This is a genomic window from Stappia sp. ES.058 (assembly GCF_900105595.1).
Taxonomy (GTDB): domain Bacteria; phylum Pseudomonadota; class Alphaproteobacteria; order Rhizobiales; family Stappiaceae; genus Stappia.
This window is the reverse complement of record NZ_LT629784.1, coordinates 3,750,872-3,767,139: the sequence shown is the minus strand read 5'-3', so window position 1 is coordinate 3,767,139 and position 16,268 is coordinate 3,750,872. Positions and strand designations below refer to the sequence as shown.

Below are 16,268 nucleotides of genomic sequence, written 5' to 3'. Positions count from 1 at the left end.
CAGGCAAGCAGAGGGGATTGAACATGAGAAAATTCTTTGGCGTCCTGGCGACAGCCGCCATGATTGGTGCCACCATCGGCTCGGGCGTGCCCGCCTCGGCGGAAACCACATTGCGTGTCTCCAACTGGCTGCCGCCGTCGCATCCGATCGTGCGCGACATCCTGACGCCCTGGGGCGAGCAGGTGAAAGCGGCCACGGACGGCCGGGTCACGGTCGAAATCATGACGTCACCGATCGGCAAGCCGCCGGCCCAGTTCGATCTGATCCGTTCCGGCGCGGCGGATGTCGGATACGGGGTGCACGGCTATACGCCCGGTCGCTTCAAGCTGACGCCGATCGTCGAGGGGCCGTTTCTGTCCGACAGCGCGGAAGCCCTTTCGGTCGGCTACTGGCGAGTGCAGGAGGCCATGCTCGACGCAGCGGATGAGCACAATGGCGTCAAGCTGCTGACCGTCTTCACCCATGGTCCCGGCATGATCTACACGACAGATACGCCGGTGGCGTCGGTCGATGACCTGTCCGGCCTCAAGATGCGCATCGGCGGCGGTGTCGTGGCAAAGATCGCGGATCGTCTCGGCATGGTTGGCGTCCAGGCGCCTTCGCCGCAGGTCTACGAGATCCTCGCCAATGGCGTCGCCGACGGGATTCTGTTTCCGGCCGAATCCGTTCCGTTCTTCCGCATTGACGAGGTCGTGCGCAACGGCGTTTCGGTGCCGGGCGGCCTCTACAACACATCGTTTTTCGTGGTGATGAACCGGCGCACCTGGGACGGGTTGTCGGAGGAAGACAAGGCGGCAATCGACAGCGTGTCGGGCGAAGCAATGGCCCGGCTTGCGGGCCAGGCCTGGGATGCGGCGGACGCGGCCGGAACCGAGGTGATGGAAGAAAAGGGCGTTGCCCTTTCGCAGGCCGATGCGGCGATGACGGCAGAGCTTGAGGAAAAGCTGGCCGGCATCGAGCAGGGCTTCCTGGATGCCGCGGCGAAGAGCGACATCGACGGCGCGGCCGCGCTCGAGATGCTCAAGGCCGAAATCGCCAAAGAGCAATGACGGGACTGCGATTCGGCGAAAGCACGGGCAGCGGAATCCGCCGCCTTGTCGGCTTGGCGGGGCTCGTGCTCCGCCTTGCCGCGTCGCTCCTGTTGCTGACGATGATGATCGTGACCTTCGTCGATGTGCTGGGGCGCGAGCTTTTTTCGGCGCCGCTGCCGGGGGCCTATGAACTCACCGAAGTGCTGCTGGCGCTGGTGATCTTCGTCGGCCTGCCGATCACGACGGCGCGGCGCGAGCATGTGTCGGTCGATCTGCTAACCGCGCGTCTGCCGACAACGGTGCGGCGCGGGCTTGCGGTTTTTGCCGCCATCGTGACCGCAGCGGTTCTGATCGTTCTGGCGTGGCGTCTTGCCGTCAGTGCCGGCGACTTTACCGCCTATGGCGATGCGACTGTCTATCTCGGCATTCCGCTCGGTCCGGTTGCCGGTGCGATGGCCGTTTTCACTGCGGTCGCCGCCGTGATTGCCGTCGCCGTCGTCTTCCGGCGCGACTGAGCGCCGGACAGTCCGTCCCCGGCTTTTCGGTCCGGATCCTCCCCTGTCGCACGGCCTGCCGGCGTGCATCCGTTTGGAATCTCTTCGCATGGAAACCTGGTTGCCCGGCCTTTTGATCCTGCTCGTGGTGATGTTCACGGGCGTGCCCATCGCCATGGCGATGGCAGCGGTGGGCGGTCTGGGTCTCGCCGTGCTGCTGGGCATAGGTCCCGCACTCGCCATTGTCGGACAGACCACCTTCGATACGGGCCTGTCCTATTCACTGTCGGTGGTGCCGCTGTTCGTGCTGATGGGCAATCTGGTGACGCGCGCCGGCCTGTCGGATGAGCTCTATGCCGCCTGCCATGCCTGGCTCGGCCATCGCCGCGGCGGATTGGCAATGGCGACCGCGGTTGCCTGCGGCGGCTTTTCCGCCGTATGCGGATCCTCTCTCGCCACCGCCGCGACCATGGGCAAGGTGGCGTTGCCGCAAATGCGCCGCTACCGATACGACGACGGGCTGGCCAGTGGCGTCATTGCCGCCGGCGGCACGCTCGGCATTCTTATCCCGCCAAGCGTCATTCTTGTGCTTTACGGGGTCACGGCGCAGCAGGACATCGCGCGGTTGTTCATCGCCGGGATTGTTCCGGGCCTTCTGGGCGTTCTGGGGTATATGGCGGCTGTGCGCATCACCTGTTGGCGCAATCCGGCCGCCGGGCCTCCGGCCGAACGCATGCCCTATGCCGCGCGCTTCAAGGCGTTGTGGGGCGTGTCGGGCATCGTCGGTCTGTTCGCGCTGGTCATCGGCGGGATCTATACCGGCGCCTTCACCGCCACCGAGGCGGCCGGCATCGGCGCCAGCGGCGCCTTCGTCATCGCGCTTGCCCGCGGCCGGCTGACGCTTAAGACCTTGCTGGAAACGCTTGCCGACACCGCCGCCACGACCACCATGATGTTCATGGTGCTGATCGGCGCGCTGATTTTCTCCAACTTCGTCAATATCGCCGGTCTGCCGTCGGCGCTTGCCGGATTTGCCCGTGCCTCGGAGCTGCCGGCTCCGGTGATCCTTGCATTGATCCTGCTCGTCTATCTCTGCCTTGGCATGGTGCTGGAAAGCCTCTCGATGGTGCTGTTGACCGTGCCGATCTTTGCGCCGGTCATGGCGGCGCTTGGCTACGATCTCGTGTGGTTCGGCATTGTCGTTGTTGTCGTAACGGAAATCAGCCTGATCACGCCGCCCGTCGGGCTGAATGTCTTTGTGTTGAAATCGGTCCTGCCGGATGTGCCCCTATCCACGATTTTCCGTGGAATACTGCCGTTCGTGGCGGCCGATGTGGTGCGACTGGCTCTCATCGTGGTGCTGCCGGGCCTGGTACTTTTCCTGCCCGACCTGATGCGATAGATGCGGTGCGCGACGGGTGTTTACCTTGTTGTCGCATCCGGTCTGTTTGTTTGCTCGAGTTAACCGAATCCTTGTCTTTGCCGCCTCAAATAGGGCCATAACAAAACCGCTCCCAAATTTTGACGAGGTCGACTGTGCAAACCCTCGCAAGCATCAAGGCGTTGAGCCTTGCCGCAACACCTGACGATCGCCGCAATCTCGTTCTGGCCATCACCCAGGCCTTCGACGCCGTTCAGCAGATGCCCAGCAACGATGAGAATGCGCTGTTTTGCGAGGTGGTCGGGCGAATTCTCGACCAGCTCACCGAATCGGTGCGCGCCGAGGTGGCGGAAAAACTGGCGCCGATGGAGCGAACGCCGGATGCGCTCGTCTACAAGATGGCGAATGACGATGCCATCGCGGTGGCCGGGCCCGTTCTTGAGCAATCGACCAAGCTGACCGCCGCACAACTGGTCGAGATCGCGGAAAACCGCGACGACAGCTATCGCATGGCAATCGCCAAGCGGGCCAGCTTGCCTGAGGCCGTCACCGACGTGATTGTCGAGAAGAGCGGGCGCGAAGTGCTCCAGGCGATTTCCGGAAACCGGGGAGCCGTGTTTTCGCAGTCGGGCGTGGGCGTGCTGCTTGAGCGTGGCGGCGGCGATGCCACCGTGCAGCAAAACCTGCTGGCGCGTTCGCGCGACGACGAAAGCATCGCCGGCAAGATCCGCGATGCGCTGACGGAAGGGTTGAGCAAGAAGCTCGGCGATTTCGTGTCGCGGCTCCCGGCGGCGGAAATGGATCATGCCGTGGAGATCGCCCAGCAGGCCTATATGGCGGAAAAGGGCGCTGCCCGTCGAACCCGGATGGCGCGCAAGCTCATGCTCGACCGAGTCAATTCCGGCAAGATGCCGGTGGATCAGGCGATCTCGCAATTGTCGCGCGAGAAGCGTATCGATGATATCGGATGGCTTGCTGCCCAGATCCTGCAGGTCTCCGAGCAGATCGCGAAGGGGGCACTTGCCGCACCCGAGGTCGACACCGCCGTTATTATCGCTCGTGCCCTCGGTCTGAACGAGGCGACCTTCCGTCTCGTCGCGATGGCACGGTGCCGCGCGTTGTCGCTTGCCGACGACACCGTGGATGCTGCCGTGCGGGAATTCTCCGCCGTCAGCCAAATGGAAGCCAACCGCGCCATCCGCTTGCTGAAATTGCGCTGAACGGCGAGCGGACCGAACGATCCGATCTTGACCCGAACGGAGGTTCTGCGCCATTGAAGGGTTCGGATCCGTCCACCCTGGCGAACCGCCCGATGCATGCATCCGGACGGTCGTGCCGCTGGCGGCGGATCGCGAAAGGATCTTTCACGGCAGGGTCGTGGTGCGGATGTCGAATGCCGAAATATGCGAACGCGACGTCGCCTGGCAGATGCTGCCCTGGCGCCGCGTCGTCATGTGCGACCGCCGGCGCCTGCCCTCCCGGTTTCATGCCCGGCTGAGCGCCGCCTTCGGACTGAGCGATCCCGGCTGAGCCTGCCCTGATTTTCCGCCGCGCGCGCGATCGCATGCGCCGGCCCACGCGAGTTTTTCAAGGAGAGACGGATGAGCACGTCGAGAACCCTCTACGACAAGATCTGGGACGACCATGTCGTCGACACGCAGGAAGATGGCACGAGCCTGCTCTATATCGATCGCCACCTGGTGCATGAGGTGACCAGCCCGCAGGCCTTCGAGGGTCTGCGCCTGACCGGGCGCCAGGTGCGCCAGCCGGGCAAGACGCTGGCCGTCGTCGACCACAATGTGCCGACCACCGACCGAAGCCATGGCATTGACGATCCGGAGTCGGCCCTCCAGGTGGACACGCTCGCCAAGAACGCCGGTGCCTTCGGCATCGAGTATTACAGCGAGACGGACAACCGCCAGGGCATCGTGCATATCGTCGGTCCCGAGCAGGGCTTCACGCTGCCCGGCATGACCATCGTGTGCGGCGACAGCCACACCTCGACGCATGGCGCATTCGGCGCGCTGGCGCATGGCATCGGCACTTCGGAGGTCGAGCATGTGCTCGCCACGCAGACGCTGATCCAGAAAAAAGCCAGGAACATGCGCGTCACCGTTGACGGCGAATTGCCGGACGGCGTGACGGCCAAGGACATCATCCTTGCCATCATCGGCGAGATCGGCACGGCCGGCGGCACCGGCCACGTCATCGAGTATGCAGGCGATGCGATCCGGGCCCTGTCGATCGAGGGCCGCATGACGGTCTGCAACATGTCGATCGAGGCGGGCGCGCGCGCCGGCCTGATCGCGCCGGACGAAAAGACCTTCGCCTATATCAAGGATCGCCCCAAGGCGCCGAAGGGCGCCGCGTGGGATCAGGCGGTGGCCTACTGGAAGACGCTGTTCACCGACGAGGATGCGCATTTCGACAAGGAAATCCGTCTCGACGCGGCAAATCTTCCGCCGATCGTCACCTGGGGCTCCAGCCCCGAGGACGTGATCTCGGTAACCGGCAGCGTTCCGGATCCCGACGAGATCCCGGAGGAGAACCGCAAAGCCTCCAAGAAGCGCGCGCTGCAGTACATGGGGCTGGAAGCGGGAACGCCGATCACGGATATCACGCTCGACCGCGTGTTTATCGGGTCGTGCACCAACGGGCGCATCGAGGATTTGCGCGCCGCCGCCGAGGTCGTGCGCGGCCACACGGTGGCCGACACCGTCAGCGCGATGGTCGTTCCCGGCTCCGGCCTGGTGAAGGCGCAGGCGGAGGCTGAAGGGCTCGATGCGATCTTCAAGGCCGCCGGATTCGAGTGGCGCGAGCCCGGCTGTTCAATGTGTCTGGCCATGAACGCCGACAAGCTGGCGCCGGGCGAGCGCTGTGCCTCCACCTCGAACCGAAACTTCGAGGGCCGCCAGGGTTTCAAGGGCCGCACGCATCTGGTTTCGCCGACGATGGCGGCCGCCGCGGCCATTGCCGGTCATTTCGTGGATATTCGCGACTGGCCGAAAGCCTGACGCCGACCTGAAAAACCGCGCGCGACGTCACGTCGCGCGCGGTTATCTGCTTCACAAGACTGTCACTGTCGCTCTACACTATGCCGGCATCGGGACGCGCCGAGGCGCTGTTTCCGTTCTTGAACGGCACGAGGAGCGAAGGTGTGAACGTCGCCATCTCTTCAGGGGCGCATCCGGCCCTTGTTTTGAATGCGGACTACCGGCCGCTTACCTATTATCCGCTGTCGCTCTGGGGATGGCAGGACGCGGTGAAAGCCGTCTTTCTCGACCGGGTGAACATCGTCTCCGAATATGACGTTACCGTGCGAAGTCCGAGCAGCGAATTCCGCCTTCCCAGCGTCGTCTCCCTGAAAAGCTACATAAAGCCAAACCGATACCCCGCCTTTACCCGCTTCAACGTCTTCCTGCGCGACCGGTTCCAGTGCCAGTATTGCGGCGCCCGCGACGAACTGACCTTCGACCATCTCGTGCCCCGGTCCAGCGGCGGCCAGACTACCTGGCAAAACGTGATAACCGCCTGTTCGCCCTGCAACCTGCGCAAGGCCAACAAGTCCTGCAAGGATATCGGCATGTGGCCGTTTCACATGCCGTTTGCGCCGAGCGTGCAGGACCTGCACAACAATGGCCGGCAGTTTCCGCCGAACTACCTCCACGACAGCTGGCTCGACTTTCTCTACTGGGATACCGAACTGGAGCCGTGAGCGGCGATCCGTCCGGCTTTCTTCAGTCGGGTTAAGGATCTGTCAATCGTGCGGGCAAAAACCCGTGCGCGCGCAAATCCGTCTTAACCAGACTTACGTCTTCTCCCTGCAAACTCCCGGCAAACGACGCCGAAGGATGGCGCCGCCGGAGAGCGTGAGATGACAGGCTGGAAGTTCGACCCAAGACATTCGCGGTTGTCCGGGTTCGCCCGGGACAGGCGGGGCGCAATCCTGCCGCTGTTTGCGATCGTGCTGGTGTTCGTCATCGTGGCTGCCGGGGCCGGGATCGACTTCGCCCGCGCTGTCAACCAGCGCCAGTCGCTGGCGCGCGGCCTCGACGCGGCGATGCTGGCGGTGGCGCGCGAACTGTCGATTCGCAACATGACGGAGGGCGAGATCCGGTCCTTCCTCGACGACAATTACGCGGCCTATTTCGGCGCGAACGGCGATGGCTCCAGTGTCTCCGGCGCCACCGTGACGATCGACGAGCCGCAGATCAACACGCTGACACGCCAGATCGCGGTGGCGGCGAGCGCCAGCGTTCCGACCTTTTTCATCGGTCTCGGCGGTCTGGGGCCGGAAAAGCTCGACGTGTCGGTCGCCGCGCAGGCGATTTATCCCAAAAGCGTCGAGGCGGCGCTGGTGCTCGACGTGACCGGATCGATGGGCGGGTCGAAGATCCGCGCGCTGCGCGATGCGGCCGAAGCCTTTGTGAACACGCTGGTGCCGCCGGATTCGGCCGACGCCAATGAAAAGGTCCGGATCGCCGTCATTCCCTATGCCTCCGGCGTGAACATCGGAACCAGTCGCGCGACGACAGCGACGGGCGGATGGAACGCCTCGCGCAAGTCATTCGAATATTGTGTGTCGGAACGCACTGGCGCGCAGGCCTATTCGGATGACAGCTATACGACGGCGGTCGTCGGCCCGGGAACGGTGCGCAGCGGCTACAAGCGCGGCTATTACAAGAGTGGCAATTCTGTTCGCAGCAGCTCCGGGTTCGTCTGCCCGGACGCCGAACTCGTGCCGCTTACCCTCGATCCGGGGTCGTCCTCGAAGCGCGGCACGCCCTTGCACACGATCGCCAATCTCCAGGCGTCGGGAAACACGGCCGGCCAGACCGGAGTCGCCTGGGGGTGGTACACGCTGTCCAGCCGCTGGTCGGGACTGTGGCCTTCTGAAAGTCGTCCGGCACCTGAAACCGATGAACGCGTTCTGAAATACATGCTGTTGATGACGGACGGTGAGTTCAATACCTACTTTCAGCCGGCGCGGGTTCGCGGTGTGAACTATGACTGGCTGGCACATACCGGGGGCTCTGAATCCACCAATCGGGCGATCCGGCTGTGCGAGGAAGCAAAAGACAGCGGCATCAAGATCATCACGGTGGGCTTCCAGATCGGCGGCAATTCGAATGCCAAGAAGGTCATGGAAAAGTGTGCCTCGACGCCGTCGGACTATTATCTCGCCGACGATGACGATGAACTGATCGAGCGTTTTTCGGCCATCGCCAACCAGATCAAGACGACCTATCTGGCGCGCTGAGCGCGGCTGCGACGGGTCGTCGGAATGCAAAACGCCGGGGCCTTGCGGTCCCGGCGTTTGCTGTTCGGTTCGACGTGGTCCGTCAGCCGCCGTCAGGACGGGCGGTTCTGACGGTTCTCGATCAGGTCGTCGACCACGGCGGGGTCGGCGAGCGTCGAGGTGTCGCCCAGGTTCTCGAAGCTGTCCTCGGCGATCTTGCGCAGGATGCGGCGCATGATCTTGCCCGAGCGGGTCTTGGGCAGGCCCGGGGCGAACTGGATGAGGTCCGGCGAGGCGATCGGGCCGATCTCATTGCGCACCCAGGTGCGCAGTTCCTTGGCCAGTTCGTCGCTCGGCTCCTCGCCGGCCATCAGCGTCACATAGACGTAGATGCCCTGCCCCTTGAGATCGTGCGGATAGCCGACCACGGCGGCTTCCGAGACCTTGGGATGGGCGACGAGTGCGGATTCCACTTCCGCCGTGCCCATGCGGTGGCCCGAGACGTTGATCACGTCGTCGACGCGACCGGTGATCCAGTAGTAGCCGTCCGCGTCGCGGCGGCAACCGTCGCCGGTGAAATACATCCCCTTGTAGGCGGAGAAATAGGTCTGCACGAAGCGCTCGTGGTCGCCGTAGACCGTTCGCATCTGGCCCGGCCAGCTGTCGAGCAGCACGAGATTGCCTTCCGTGGCGCCGTCGAGGATCTTGCCTTCCGCGTCGACCAGCGCCGGCTGGACGCCGAAGAAGGGCCGCGTCGCGGAGCCCGGCTTGAGATCCGTGGCACCCGGCAGCGGCGTGATCAGGATGCCGCCGGTTTCCGTCTGCCACCAGGTGTCGACGATCGGGCAGCGGCCGTCGCCGACGACATCGTAATACCACTGCCAGGCTTCCGGATTGATCGGCTCGCCGACGGATCCGAGAATGCGCAGCGACTTGCGCGAGGTCTTGGTGACATGGTCGGGACCCGCTCCCATCAGCGAGCGGATCGCGGTCGGTGCGGTGTAGAAGATCGACACCTTGTGCTTGTCGACCACCTCCCAGAACCGGGCCGGCGAGGGATGGGTCGGCACGCCCTCGAACATCAGCGTGGTGGCGCCATTGGCGAGCGGCCCGTAGACGATGTAGGAGTGGCCGGTCACCCAGCCCACATCCGCCGTGCACCAGTAGACGTCGTCGTCCTTGCAGTCGAAGACGTACTCATGCGTCATCGAGGCGTAGACCAGATAGCCGCCCGAGGTGTGCAACACGCCCTTGGGCTGGCCCGTGGAACCGGACGTGTAGAGGATGAACAGCGGATCTTCCGCGTTCATTTCCACCGGCGCGCAATGGTCGGAGACCCGGTCGGCTTCCTCGTGGTACCAGACGTCGCGGCCGTCCTTCATCGAGATGTCGCCGCCGGTGCGCTTGACGACGATGACCTTGTCGACGTCCAGTCCCTCGACCGCCTTGTCGACATTGGCCTTGAGCGCCACCTTGCGGCCGCCGCGCAGGCCCTCGTCGGCGGTGATCACCACCTTGGACTCGCAGCCGGTGATGCGCTGGGCGAGGCTGTCGGGCGAAAAGCCGCCGAAGACGATGGAGTGCACCGCGCCGACGCGGGCGCAGGCGAGCATCGCATAGGCCGCTTCCGGGATCATCGGCAGGTAGAGGGTGACGCGGTCGCCCTTCTTCACGCCCATTGCGTGGAGAACATTGGCGAATTTGTTCACCTCGTGGTGCAGTTCCTTGTAGGTGATGATCTTGTGTTCGGACGGGTCGTCGCCTTCCCAGATGATCGCCGGCTTGTCGCCGCGCGTCGCCACGTGGCGGTCGACGCAGTTGGCGGAGACGTTGAGCGTGCCGTCCTCGAACCACTTGATCGAGACGTTGTGCGGATCGAAGGAGGTGTTCTTGACCTTGGTGTAGGGCTTGATCCAGTCGATGCGTTTGCCGTGCTCGGCCCAGAAGCCTTCCGGGTCGGCGACCGAGGCCTCATACATTTCCTGGTACTTGGCGTTGTCGACAAGCGCCGTGGCGGCGATGTCCGCCGGAACCGGATAGAGATTTTCGGACATACGGACCCTCCCAAAATGTCATTTGCCCGCACGTTCGCGGGTGCGGTGCTTGCGAATGCCGCGCATTATGGGGATGAGGGGGCGGGCCGTCCACTGGGCAGCCGTCGTTCTTTCGTAGGCTCGGGATCAACGCGTAAGCCTTTGGAACGAAAAGCGGGAGAAACCGCGCTCAGCCGATGGCGCCGATTACCGCGCCCTGGACGAGCAGAACCGCCAGCCAGTGCCCGCCGTCGATCAGGGTCAGCGACCAGGGCCGTCCCTGGAACCGGTGATTGACGATCAGGCTGGTGGCGATCAACCCGACCCAGACGAGGCTCGCCGACAGCAGGCCGTTGGCGACCGTCACCGGGCCGGCGTGATAGACCAGACCGGCGAAGACGAAGGCCATCAGCAGCTGGCAGAGGAAGGTGCCGGCAAAAAGGGGTGCGGAGGGGCGGGTCTGTTCCTTCGTCAAACGGGCCGCGCGCATCCAGTGCTTGCCGAGCACGCCGTACCAGGCCGCGCCGGCGACGAAGGAGGCGATGGCGGCCGCCAGCACCGCCAGCAGATTGATCCCGTCCAGCATCATCGCGCATGTCTCCCGTCGGCCTTTTTGCCTGCACCTTATAGCGCAAACGGCCTGTCGGGAAAGATCGCGGGCGCTCAGCCGGCCTTTTCGCTTTCGCTCAGTCCGCCGCGCTTCAAAAGAAAGCCGAGGACCTCGTCGACGCCGCTGCCGGTCTTGACGTTGGTGAAGACGAAGGGGCGCTCGCGGCGCATCATGCGCGCGTCGCGATCCATCACCTCGAGCGAGGCGCCGACCAGCGGCGCGAGATCGGTCTTGTTGATCACCAGAAGGTCGGAGCGGGTGATGCCGGGGCCCCCTTTGCGCGGGATCTTGTCGCCGGCGGAGACGTCGATCACGTAGATCGTCAGGTCCGCAAGCTCCGGCGAGAAGGTCGCGGCGAGATTGTCGCCGCCGGATTCGATCAGGATCAGGTCGAGCGCGGGGAAGGCCGCCTCGAGATCGGCGACCGCCGCGAGATTGATCGAGGCGTCCTCGCGGATCGCGGTATGCGGGCAGCCGCCGGTCTCCACGCCGCGAATGCGGGCGGCTTCCAGCGCACCGGAGCGGGTCAGGAACTCCGCGTCTTCCTTGGTGTAGATGTCGTTGGTGATCGCGGCGATCTCGAAGGTGTCGCGCAGTTTCTTGCAAAGCGCATCCATCAGCGCCGTCTTGCCGGAGCCGACGGGGCCGCCGATGCCGACGCGCAAAGGTCCGTTCAGGGGTGCCATCTATCCGATCTCCGCAGGTTCTTGCATCTGGCGGCGTGCCGATCTCACCGGTTGGTGGGTCATGAGCGAAACAGCCGCGTGTATTGGGTTTCGTGGTTCATCGAGGCGATGTCGGCGAGAAAGGCGCAGCCACCGATATCCTCTAGGCCGCTGTCCGGCGCGTCGCCGGCAAGGGCGGCGATGGCGGGGCCGAGCGCCCGGATCACGCGCTGGCCGTCGGTCTGGCCGAGCGGCACCGCGCGCACCGCCGCCGACACCAGATTTGCGGCGAAGGCATGCAGGTAGGCGCCGACGACCGCTGCGGCCGGGATGTCATGCGCGCTGGCGGCCAGCGCCACGGCGAGCGGATAGCTCCAGCCGTTTCGGGGGACCGCCTCGGGTCCGCTCGTCAGATCCTGGAAAAGCGCCGACGCAGGGCATTCGTGCGGGGCCGGCCAGGCATCGCGCACCGCCGCGATGAAGGCGCCGCCCTGGGCGCTGGCCTCCAGGAAGCGCTCGGCGGAGGGCTGCAGGGCAAGCGACAGTTCAAGCAGGTCGAGAAAGGCGCGTGTGTCGCCGGCATTCGCAGCATCCATCGCCCGTGCCAGCAGGATTGCATCCGAGCGGCCCGCGCCATGGCGCAGGACATCGCCGAGCCAGGCTTCAAGGCTTGGCGCATCCTTCACCGTGCCCTCTTCCACGGCCCATTCCAGCCCGTGGCTGTAGGTGTAGGCGCCGACGGGAAAGGCCGGCGACATCCAGGCCAGCAGCGCATGAAGCGCGTCCGGCGACAGGGCGGCGTCATCGGTCATGGGAATGGTGATGCCCATGCGCGTGGTCATGCCCGTGTCCGTGGTCTTGAGGGTGGTCGTGACCCTGCACCGTGCCATGGCCATAGGCGCCGCCTTCGGGATCGAACGGCGCCGTCATCACGTTCATTCGTCCGCCGAGGCGGGTCACGAGATCCTCGATGACATGATCGCGGCGAATGCGCAGCGCGCCGGGGACAAGCTGCGTCGGCAGGTGGCGGTTGCCGAGGTGCCAGGCGATTCTGAGAAGCGCGTCAAACCCGTCCGCCTCGATTTCCACCAGTTGCTCGGCGGCGGCGAGAATCGCGACGATACGCCCGTCCTCCAGCCGCAAGCCGTCGCCATGGCGCAGCTGGACGGCTTTCGGCTGATCGAGCAGCACCTGCGTTCCGCGCGCACCGTCGAGCACCGCCCGGCGGCGGTGACGGTCCTCGCGGTCGAGCACCACGCTGTCGTCGGGTGCGCCCTCCCAGCTCCCGGCGGGGAGAATTTCGGCGACACGGATCATGCGTCGGCGTCCTTGCCGTGCAGGAGGGCCGCCTTGAAGGCGGGACGTGCCGTGACGCGAGCGAGATAATCGGCGAGGGGGCCGGTTTCCGGCACGTCGAACTTTGCCGCCCGCGCCCAGCCGGCGGCGTGGCCGAGCAGGATGTCGGGCACCGTGAACGTCTCGCCCATCACGAACGGCCCCGCCCCGATCATGACCTCGAGCCGCTGCATCGCGGTTGCGAATTCCGCCGCGCAGACGCGCTTGATCTCCGGCACGCGCAGGTCTTCCGGGTGGATGAAGCTGTTCTTGGCCGCCGTCCACAGCGCGCCCTCGACCTCGTCGACGGTGAACTGCGTAACCGCATCCTGGCGGGCGCGCTCCGGCGTGCCTGCGGGATATGTCAGTGCGCCGTGCTTGTCGGCGAGATACTGGCAGATCGCGACGGAATCGGTGAGCACATGCGCGCCGTCCTTCAGCACCGGCACCTTGCCGAGCGGATTGAGCGTTCGAACCTCGTCGCTTTGCGGCATCGCCGGCACCAGGTCGTAGCCCTCGCCAAGCTCTTCCAGCATCCACATCACCCGCATGGCGCGCGTGCGCGGAAAGCCGATCACCGTATACATCGCATGTCCCTCCCGATCACCGTTTGTGCCGCGCCGAGCCTAGAACAGGAAGTAGCGCTGGGCCATGGGAAGCACCTCGGCCGGCTCGCAGGTCAGCAGTTCGCCGTCGGCGCGCACCTCGTAGGTTTCCGGGTCGACCTCGATCTTGGGTGCTGCGTCGTTCAGCACCATCGCGGCCTTGGAAATACCGCCGCGCGTGTTGGCGACGGGAAGCACGAGGCGGTCGAGCCCGAGCCGGTCCTTGATGCCGTTCTCATAGGCGGCCTGCGACACGAAGGTCACCGAAGAGGCGGTCATTGCGCGGCCGAAAGATCCGAACATCGGACGATAGTGCACCGGCTGGGGCGTCGGGATCGAGGCGTTGGGATCGCCCATCGGGGCGGCCGCGATGGTGCCGAGTTTCATCACCAGATCCGGCTTCACGCCGAAGAAGGCCGGATCCCACAGAACCAGATCTGCGAGCTTGCCGACTTCCACAGAGCCGACATGCTCCGACAGACCGTGGGCGATGGCCGGGTTGATCGTGACCTTGGAGATGTAGCGGCGGACGCGCAGATTGTCGTTGTCGCCGCTCTCGCCGGAAAGACGTCCGCGCTGGACCTTCATCTTGTGGGCGGTCTGGAAGGTGCGAATGATCACCTCGCCGACGCGGCCCATTGCCTGGCTGTCGGAGGCGATGATGGAGAAGGCGCCCATGTCGTGGAGGATGTCCTCGGCCGCGATGGTCTCGCGGCGGATGCGGCTTTCGGCGAAGGCGACGTCCTCGGGAATCGAACTGTCGAGGTGGTGGCACACCATCAGCATGTCGAGATGCTCGTCGATGGTGTTGACGGTGTAGGGCCGGGTCGGATTGGTCGAGGAGGGAATGACGTTGGCCTCGCCGCACAGCTTGATGATGTCGGGCGCGTGGCCGCCGCCGGCACCCTCGGTGTGGAAGGCATGAATGGTGCGGCCCTTGAAGGCGGCGGTGGTGTTTTCCACGAAGCCGGACTCGTTCAGCGTGTCGGTGTGGATCATCACCTGGACGTCATAGGCGTCGGCGACCGACAGGCAGCAGTCGATGGCCGCCGGCGTCGTGCCCCAGTCCTCATGCAGTTTCAGCGCGCAGGCACCGGCGAGCACCTGTTCCTCGAGAGCCGCGGGAAGCGCCGCATTGCCCTTTCCGGCGAAGGCGAGGTTCATCGGGAAGGCCTCGGCCGCCTGCAGCATGCGCTCGATGTGCCAGGGGCCGGGTGTGCAGGTCGTGGCGTTGGTGCCGGTCGCCGGCCCCGTGCCGCCGCCGAGCATGGTGGTGACGCCCGAGGTCAGCGCCTCGTCGATCTGCTGCGGGCAGATGAAGTGGATGTGCACGTCGAGCGCGCCGGCGGTGACGATCTTGCCTTCCGCCGCGATCGCCTCCGTCCCCGGACCGATCACGATGTCGACGCCGGGCTGGACGTCGGGGTTGCCGGCCTTGCCGATCGCCGCGATGCGGCCGTCCTTCAGCCCGATATCGGCCTTGTAGATGCCGGTGTGATCGACAATCACGGCATTGGTGATCACCGTGTCGACCGCGCCTTGCGCGCGGGTGCGCTGCGACTGGCCCATGCCGTCGCGGATGACCTTGCCGCCGCCGAACTTCACCTCGTCGCCATAGACGGTGAAGTCCTTCTCGACCTCGATGATCAGATCGGTGTCGGCAAGACGGATCCGGTCGCCCGTGGTGGGGCCGAACATGTCCGCATAGGCGGCGCGCGACAATTTATGGGGCATCGGGGTCTCCAGACGGTGCGGCGCGGGTCATGGCAAGGCTCAGTTGCCGAGACCGCTTGCGAGGTCATCGAGCTCGCGGGTGCGTTGGCCGGTGAGATCGGCGCGGCATTGATAGATCAGCATCGGTTCCATCGTGCCGCCACGGGCCTGAAAGCCGTAGGCGGCGCAGGCGGCGTCGCGATAGGGGATCCAGGCGCGCTGGGCGTTGCGCAGGGCATCCGCCGCGCCGGCGAGCGTCGGGCTGTCGGCCAGATCGGCATCCATGCGTTTCATCGCGGCCATGGCCCGGCCGTAGGCCGCATTCAGTTCCCTGTCCGCCGCCTGCCAGTCCTGCTCGGCGCAATAGGTCATTTCCATCTGCGTGACGGGGTCCGAGCAGTCGACGTCCTGCGCGCGCACCTCGAACGGCGCGAGCAGCATCAGCAGGAAAACGGCGAGGGGGATGCGTGCGTGCTTGCGCGTCATAGTGGTCCCATCACCTTGCCGTTGAAGCCGTAGACGGTGCGGTCTCCGACGAAGGGAATGAGCGTGACGCTGCGCGTCTGACCCGGCTCGAAGCGGATCGCCGTTCCGGCCGGAATATCAAGGCGCAACCCGCGCGCCGCCGCCCGGTCGAAGTCGAGCGCAGGATTGGTTTCGGCAAAATGATAGTGGGAGCCGACCTGGACGGGCCGGTCGCCGGTGTTGGCGACGTCGATCTCGAGCGTGGGCCGTCCGGCATTCAGTTCGATCTCGCCATCAGCGGGAAAGATTTCTCCGGGGATCATGTCGGCGCCCTCATCGGATCGGTTGGTGAACGGTGACGAGCTTGGTGCCGTCTGGAAAGGTTGCCTCGACCTGGACGTCGTGGATCATCTCGGCGACGCCGTCCATGACCTGGTCGCGCGTGAGCACCGCGGCGCCCGCGCTCATCATCTCCGCGACGCTGCGTCCGTCGCGCGCGCCTTCGACGACGACGTCGGTGATCAGGGCAATCGCTTCGGGGTGGTTGAGCTTGACGCCCCGGTCCAGCCGCTTGCGTGCCACCACGGCGGCCATCGCCACCAGCAGCTTGTCCTTTTCGCGCGGAGTCAGTTTCATCTGGCGGTCCCCAAACCCGTTTGTTCAAGTCGTTTTTTCGTTCGCTTCAGCAGCCCGGAAC

General features: G+C 65.1%; 18 protein-coding genes. 8 read left to right on the top strand and 10 right to left on the bottom strand.

All coding sequences use genetic code 11. From position 1 onward, the window contains the following. The first annotated feature begins 23 nt into the window (after positions 1 to 23). The 8 genes from BLU32_RS17505 (at position 24) to BLU32_RS17470 (ending at position 8,166) form a co-directional block, all read left to right on the top strand. On the top strand, positions 24 to 1,049 hold the full coding sequence (locus tag BLU32_RS17505) for a TRAP transporter substrate-binding protein (RefSeq protein WP_093809074.1): 1,026 nt from the start codon (positions 24 to 26) through the stop codon (positions 1,047 to 1,049). Next, the gene (locus BLU32_RS17500; RefSeq protein WP_093809072.1) at positions 1,046 to 1,546 is read left to right on the top strand and encodes a TRAP transporter small permease; all 501 of its coding nucleotides are present in this window, start codon (positions 1,046 to 1,048) and stop codon (positions 1,544 to 1,546) included. Before BLU32_RS17505 ends, BLU32_RS17500 begins: the two co-directional genes overlap by 4 nt. Before the next feature lie 88 nt (positions 1,547 to 1,634). Then, positions 1,635 to 2,927: a TRAP transporter large permease gene (locus BLU32_RS17495; protein ID WP_093809070.1), complete on the top strand. Its 1,293-nt coding sequence runs from the start codon at positions 1,635 to 1,637 to the stop codon at positions 2,925 to 2,927. Between the two features lie 134 nt (positions 2,928 to 3,061). Beyond that, positions 3,062 to 4,126 carry a DUF2336 domain-containing protein gene (locus BLU32_RS17490; protein WP_093809068.1) on the top strand — a complete coding sequence of 355 codons (1,065 nt, stop codon included), beginning with the start codon at positions 3,062 to 3,064 and terminating at the stop codon, positions 4,124 to 4,126. A 166-nt stretch (positions 4,127 to 4,292) separates the two neighbouring features. Then, on the top strand, positions 4,293 to 4,436 hold the full coding sequence (locus BLU32_RS17485; RefSeq protein WP_157727726.1) for a hypothetical protein: 144 nt from the start codon (positions 4,293 to 4,295) through the stop codon (positions 4,434 to 4,436). A 71-nt stretch (positions 4,437 to 4,507) separates the two neighbouring features. Further along, positions 4,508 to 5,920: a 3-isopropylmalate dehydratase large subunit gene (gene leuC / locus BLU32_RS17480; protein ID WP_093809064.1), complete on the top strand. Its 1,413-nt coding sequence runs from the start codon at positions 4,508 to 4,510 to the stop codon at positions 5,918 to 5,920. 143 nt (positions 5,921 to 6,063) lie between these two features. Further along, positions 6,064 to 6,621, top strand: a complete 558-nt coding sequence (locus BLU32_RS17475) for an HNH endonuclease (protein WP_093811245.1) — start codon at positions 6,064 to 6,066, stop codon at positions 6,619 to 6,621. A 159-nt stretch (positions 6,622 to 6,780) separates the two neighbouring features. Beyond that, on the top strand, positions 6,781 to 8,166 hold the full coding sequence (locus BLU32_RS17470; RefSeq protein ID WP_093809062.1) for a TadE/TadG family type IV pilus assembly protein: 1,386 nt from the start codon (positions 6,781 to 6,783) through the stop codon (positions 8,164 to 8,166). Positions 8,167 to 8,258: 92 nt separating this feature from the next. Here BLU32_RS17470 and acs read toward each other — a convergent pair whose 3' ends face one another. The 10 genes from acs to BLU32_RS17420 form a co-directional block, all read right to left on the bottom strand. Beyond that, complete coding sequence (gene acs / locus BLU32_RS17465; RefSeq protein WP_093809060.1) at positions 8,259 to 10,199, bottom strand: acetate--CoA ligase; 1,941 nt, start codon at positions 10,197 to 10,199, stop codon at positions 8,259 to 8,261. Positions 10,200 to 10,368: 169 nt separating this feature from the next. Next, the gene (locus BLU32_RS17460) at positions 10,369 to 10,767 is read right to left on the bottom strand and encodes a DUF1761 domain-containing protein (RefSeq protein WP_093809058.1); all 399 of its coding nucleotides are present in this window, start codon (positions 10,765 to 10,767) and stop codon (positions 10,369 to 10,371) included. 74 nt (positions 10,768 to 10,841) lie between these two features. Continuing rightward, a complete protein-coding gene (gene ureG, locus BLU32_RS17455) occupies positions 10,842 to 11,474 on the bottom strand; it encodes an urease accessory protein UreG (protein ID WP_093809056.1) in 633 nt (210 codons plus the stop codon). Between the two features lie 59 nt (positions 11,475 to 11,533). Next, the gene (locus BLU32_RS17450; RefSeq protein WP_244501729.1) at positions 11,534 to 12,295 is read right to left on the bottom strand and encodes an urease accessory protein UreF; all 762 of its coding nucleotides are present in this window, start codon (positions 12,293 to 12,295) and stop codon (positions 11,534 to 11,536) included. Beyond that, complete coding sequence (locus BLU32_RS17445) at positions 12,255 to 12,770, bottom strand: urease accessory protein UreE (RefSeq protein WP_093809054.1); 516 nt, start codon at positions 12,768 to 12,770, stop codon at positions 12,255 to 12,257. The genes BLU32_RS17450 and BLU32_RS17445 overlap by 41 nt, the downstream gene beginning before the upstream one ends. Continuing rightward, on the bottom strand, positions 12,767 to 13,375 hold the full coding sequence (locus tag BLU32_RS17440) for a glutathione S-transferase family protein (protein ID WP_093809052.1): 609 nt from the start codon (positions 13,373 to 13,375) through the stop codon (positions 12,767 to 12,769). The genes BLU32_RS17445 and BLU32_RS17440 overlap by 4 nt, the downstream gene beginning before the upstream one ends. Positions 13,376 to 13,414: 39 nt before the next feature. Further along, entirely contained in the window at positions 13,415 to 15,127 is a 1,713-nt protein-coding gene (gene ureC, locus BLU32_RS17435) for an urease subunit alpha (protein ID WP_093809050.1), read from the bottom strand. Positions 15,128 to 15,166: 39 nt separating this feature from the next. Then, positions 15,167 to 15,592, bottom strand: a complete 426-nt coding sequence (locus BLU32_RS17430) for a lysozyme inhibitor LprI family protein (RefSeq protein ID WP_093809048.1) — start codon at positions 15,590 to 15,592, stop codon at positions 15,167 to 15,169. Further along, positions 15,589 to 15,894 carry an urease subunit beta gene (locus tag BLU32_RS17425; protein ID WP_093809046.1) on the bottom strand — a complete coding sequence of 102 codons (306 nt, stop codon included), beginning with the start codon at positions 15,892 to 15,894 and terminating at the stop codon, positions 15,589 to 15,591. The genes BLU32_RS17430 and BLU32_RS17425 overlap by 4 nt, the downstream gene beginning before the upstream one ends. A gap of 10 nt (positions 15,895 to 15,904) precedes the next feature. Continuing rightward, complete coding sequence (locus BLU32_RS17420) at positions 15,905 to 16,207, bottom strand: urease subunit gamma (protein WP_093809044.1); 303 nt, start codon at positions 16,205 to 16,207, stop codon at positions 15,905 to 15,907. Positions 16,208 to 16,268 lie beyond the last annotated feature (61 nt).

Excerpts from the sequence above, each read along its gene's own strand:
- BLU32_RS17500 (WP_093809072.1), top strand. The coding sequence starts at position 1,046 with ATGACGGGACTGCGATTCGGCGAAAGCACGGGCAGCGGAATCCGCCGC.
- BLU32_RS17450 (WP_244501729.1), bottom strand. The coding sequence starts at position 12,295 with ATGACCACGCGCATGGGCATCACCATTCCCATGACCGATGACGCCGCC.
- leuC (WP_093809064.1), top strand. The coding sequence starts at position 4,508 with ATGAGCACGTCGAGAACCCTCTACGACAAGATCTGGGACGACCATGTC.
- BLU32_RS17430 (WP_093809048.1), bottom strand. The coding sequence starts at position 15,592 with ATGACGCGCAAGCACGCACGCATCCCCCTCGCCGTTTTCCTGCTGATG.
- acs (WP_093809060.1), bottom strand. The coding sequence starts at position 10,199 with ATGTCCGAAAATCTCTATCCGGTTCCGGCGGACATCGCCGCCACGGCG.
- ureC (WP_093809050.1), bottom strand. The coding sequence starts at position 15,127 with ATGCCCCATAAATTGTCGCGCGCCGCCTATGCGGACATGTTCGGCCCC.
- BLU32_RS17470 (WP_093809062.1), top strand. The coding sequence starts at position 6,781 with ATGACAGGCTGGAAGTTCGACCCAAGACATTCGCGGTTGTCCGGGTTC.
- BLU32_RS17445 (WP_093809054.1), bottom strand. The coding sequence starts at position 12,770 with ATGATCCGTGTCGCCGAAATTCTCCCCGCCGGGAGCTGGGAGGGCGCA.
- BLU32_RS17425 (WP_093809046.1), bottom strand. The coding sequence starts at position 15,894 with ATGATCCCCGGAGAAATCTTTCCCGCTGATGGCGAGATCGAACTGAAT.
- BLU32_RS17440 (WP_093809052.1), bottom strand. The coding sequence starts at position 13,375 with ATGTATACGGTGATCGGCTTTCCGCGCACGCGCGCCATGCGGGTGATG.
- BLU32_RS17495 (WP_093809070.1), top strand. The coding sequence starts at position 1,635 with ATGGAAACCTGGTTGCCCGGCCTTTTGATCCTGCTCGTGGTGATGTTC.
- BLU32_RS17505 (WP_093809074.1), top strand. The coding sequence starts at position 24 with ATGAGAAAATTCTTTGGCGTCCTGGCGACAGCCGCCATGATTGGTGCC.
- ureG (WP_093809056.1), bottom strand. The coding sequence starts at position 11,474 with ATGGCACCCCTGAACGGACCTTTGCGCGTCGGCATCGGCGGCCCCGTC.
- BLU32_RS17460 (WP_093809058.1), bottom strand. The coding sequence starts at position 10,767 with ATGATGCTGGACGGGATCAATCTGCTGGCGGTGCTGGCGGCCGCCATC.
- BLU32_RS17485 (WP_157727726.1), top strand. The coding sequence starts at position 4,293 with ATGTCGAATGCCGAAATATGCGAACGCGACGTCGCCTGGCAGATGCTG.
- BLU32_RS17420 (WP_093809044.1), bottom strand. The coding sequence starts at position 16,207 with ATGAAACTGACTCCGCGCGAAAAGGACAAGCTGCTGGTGGCGATGGCC.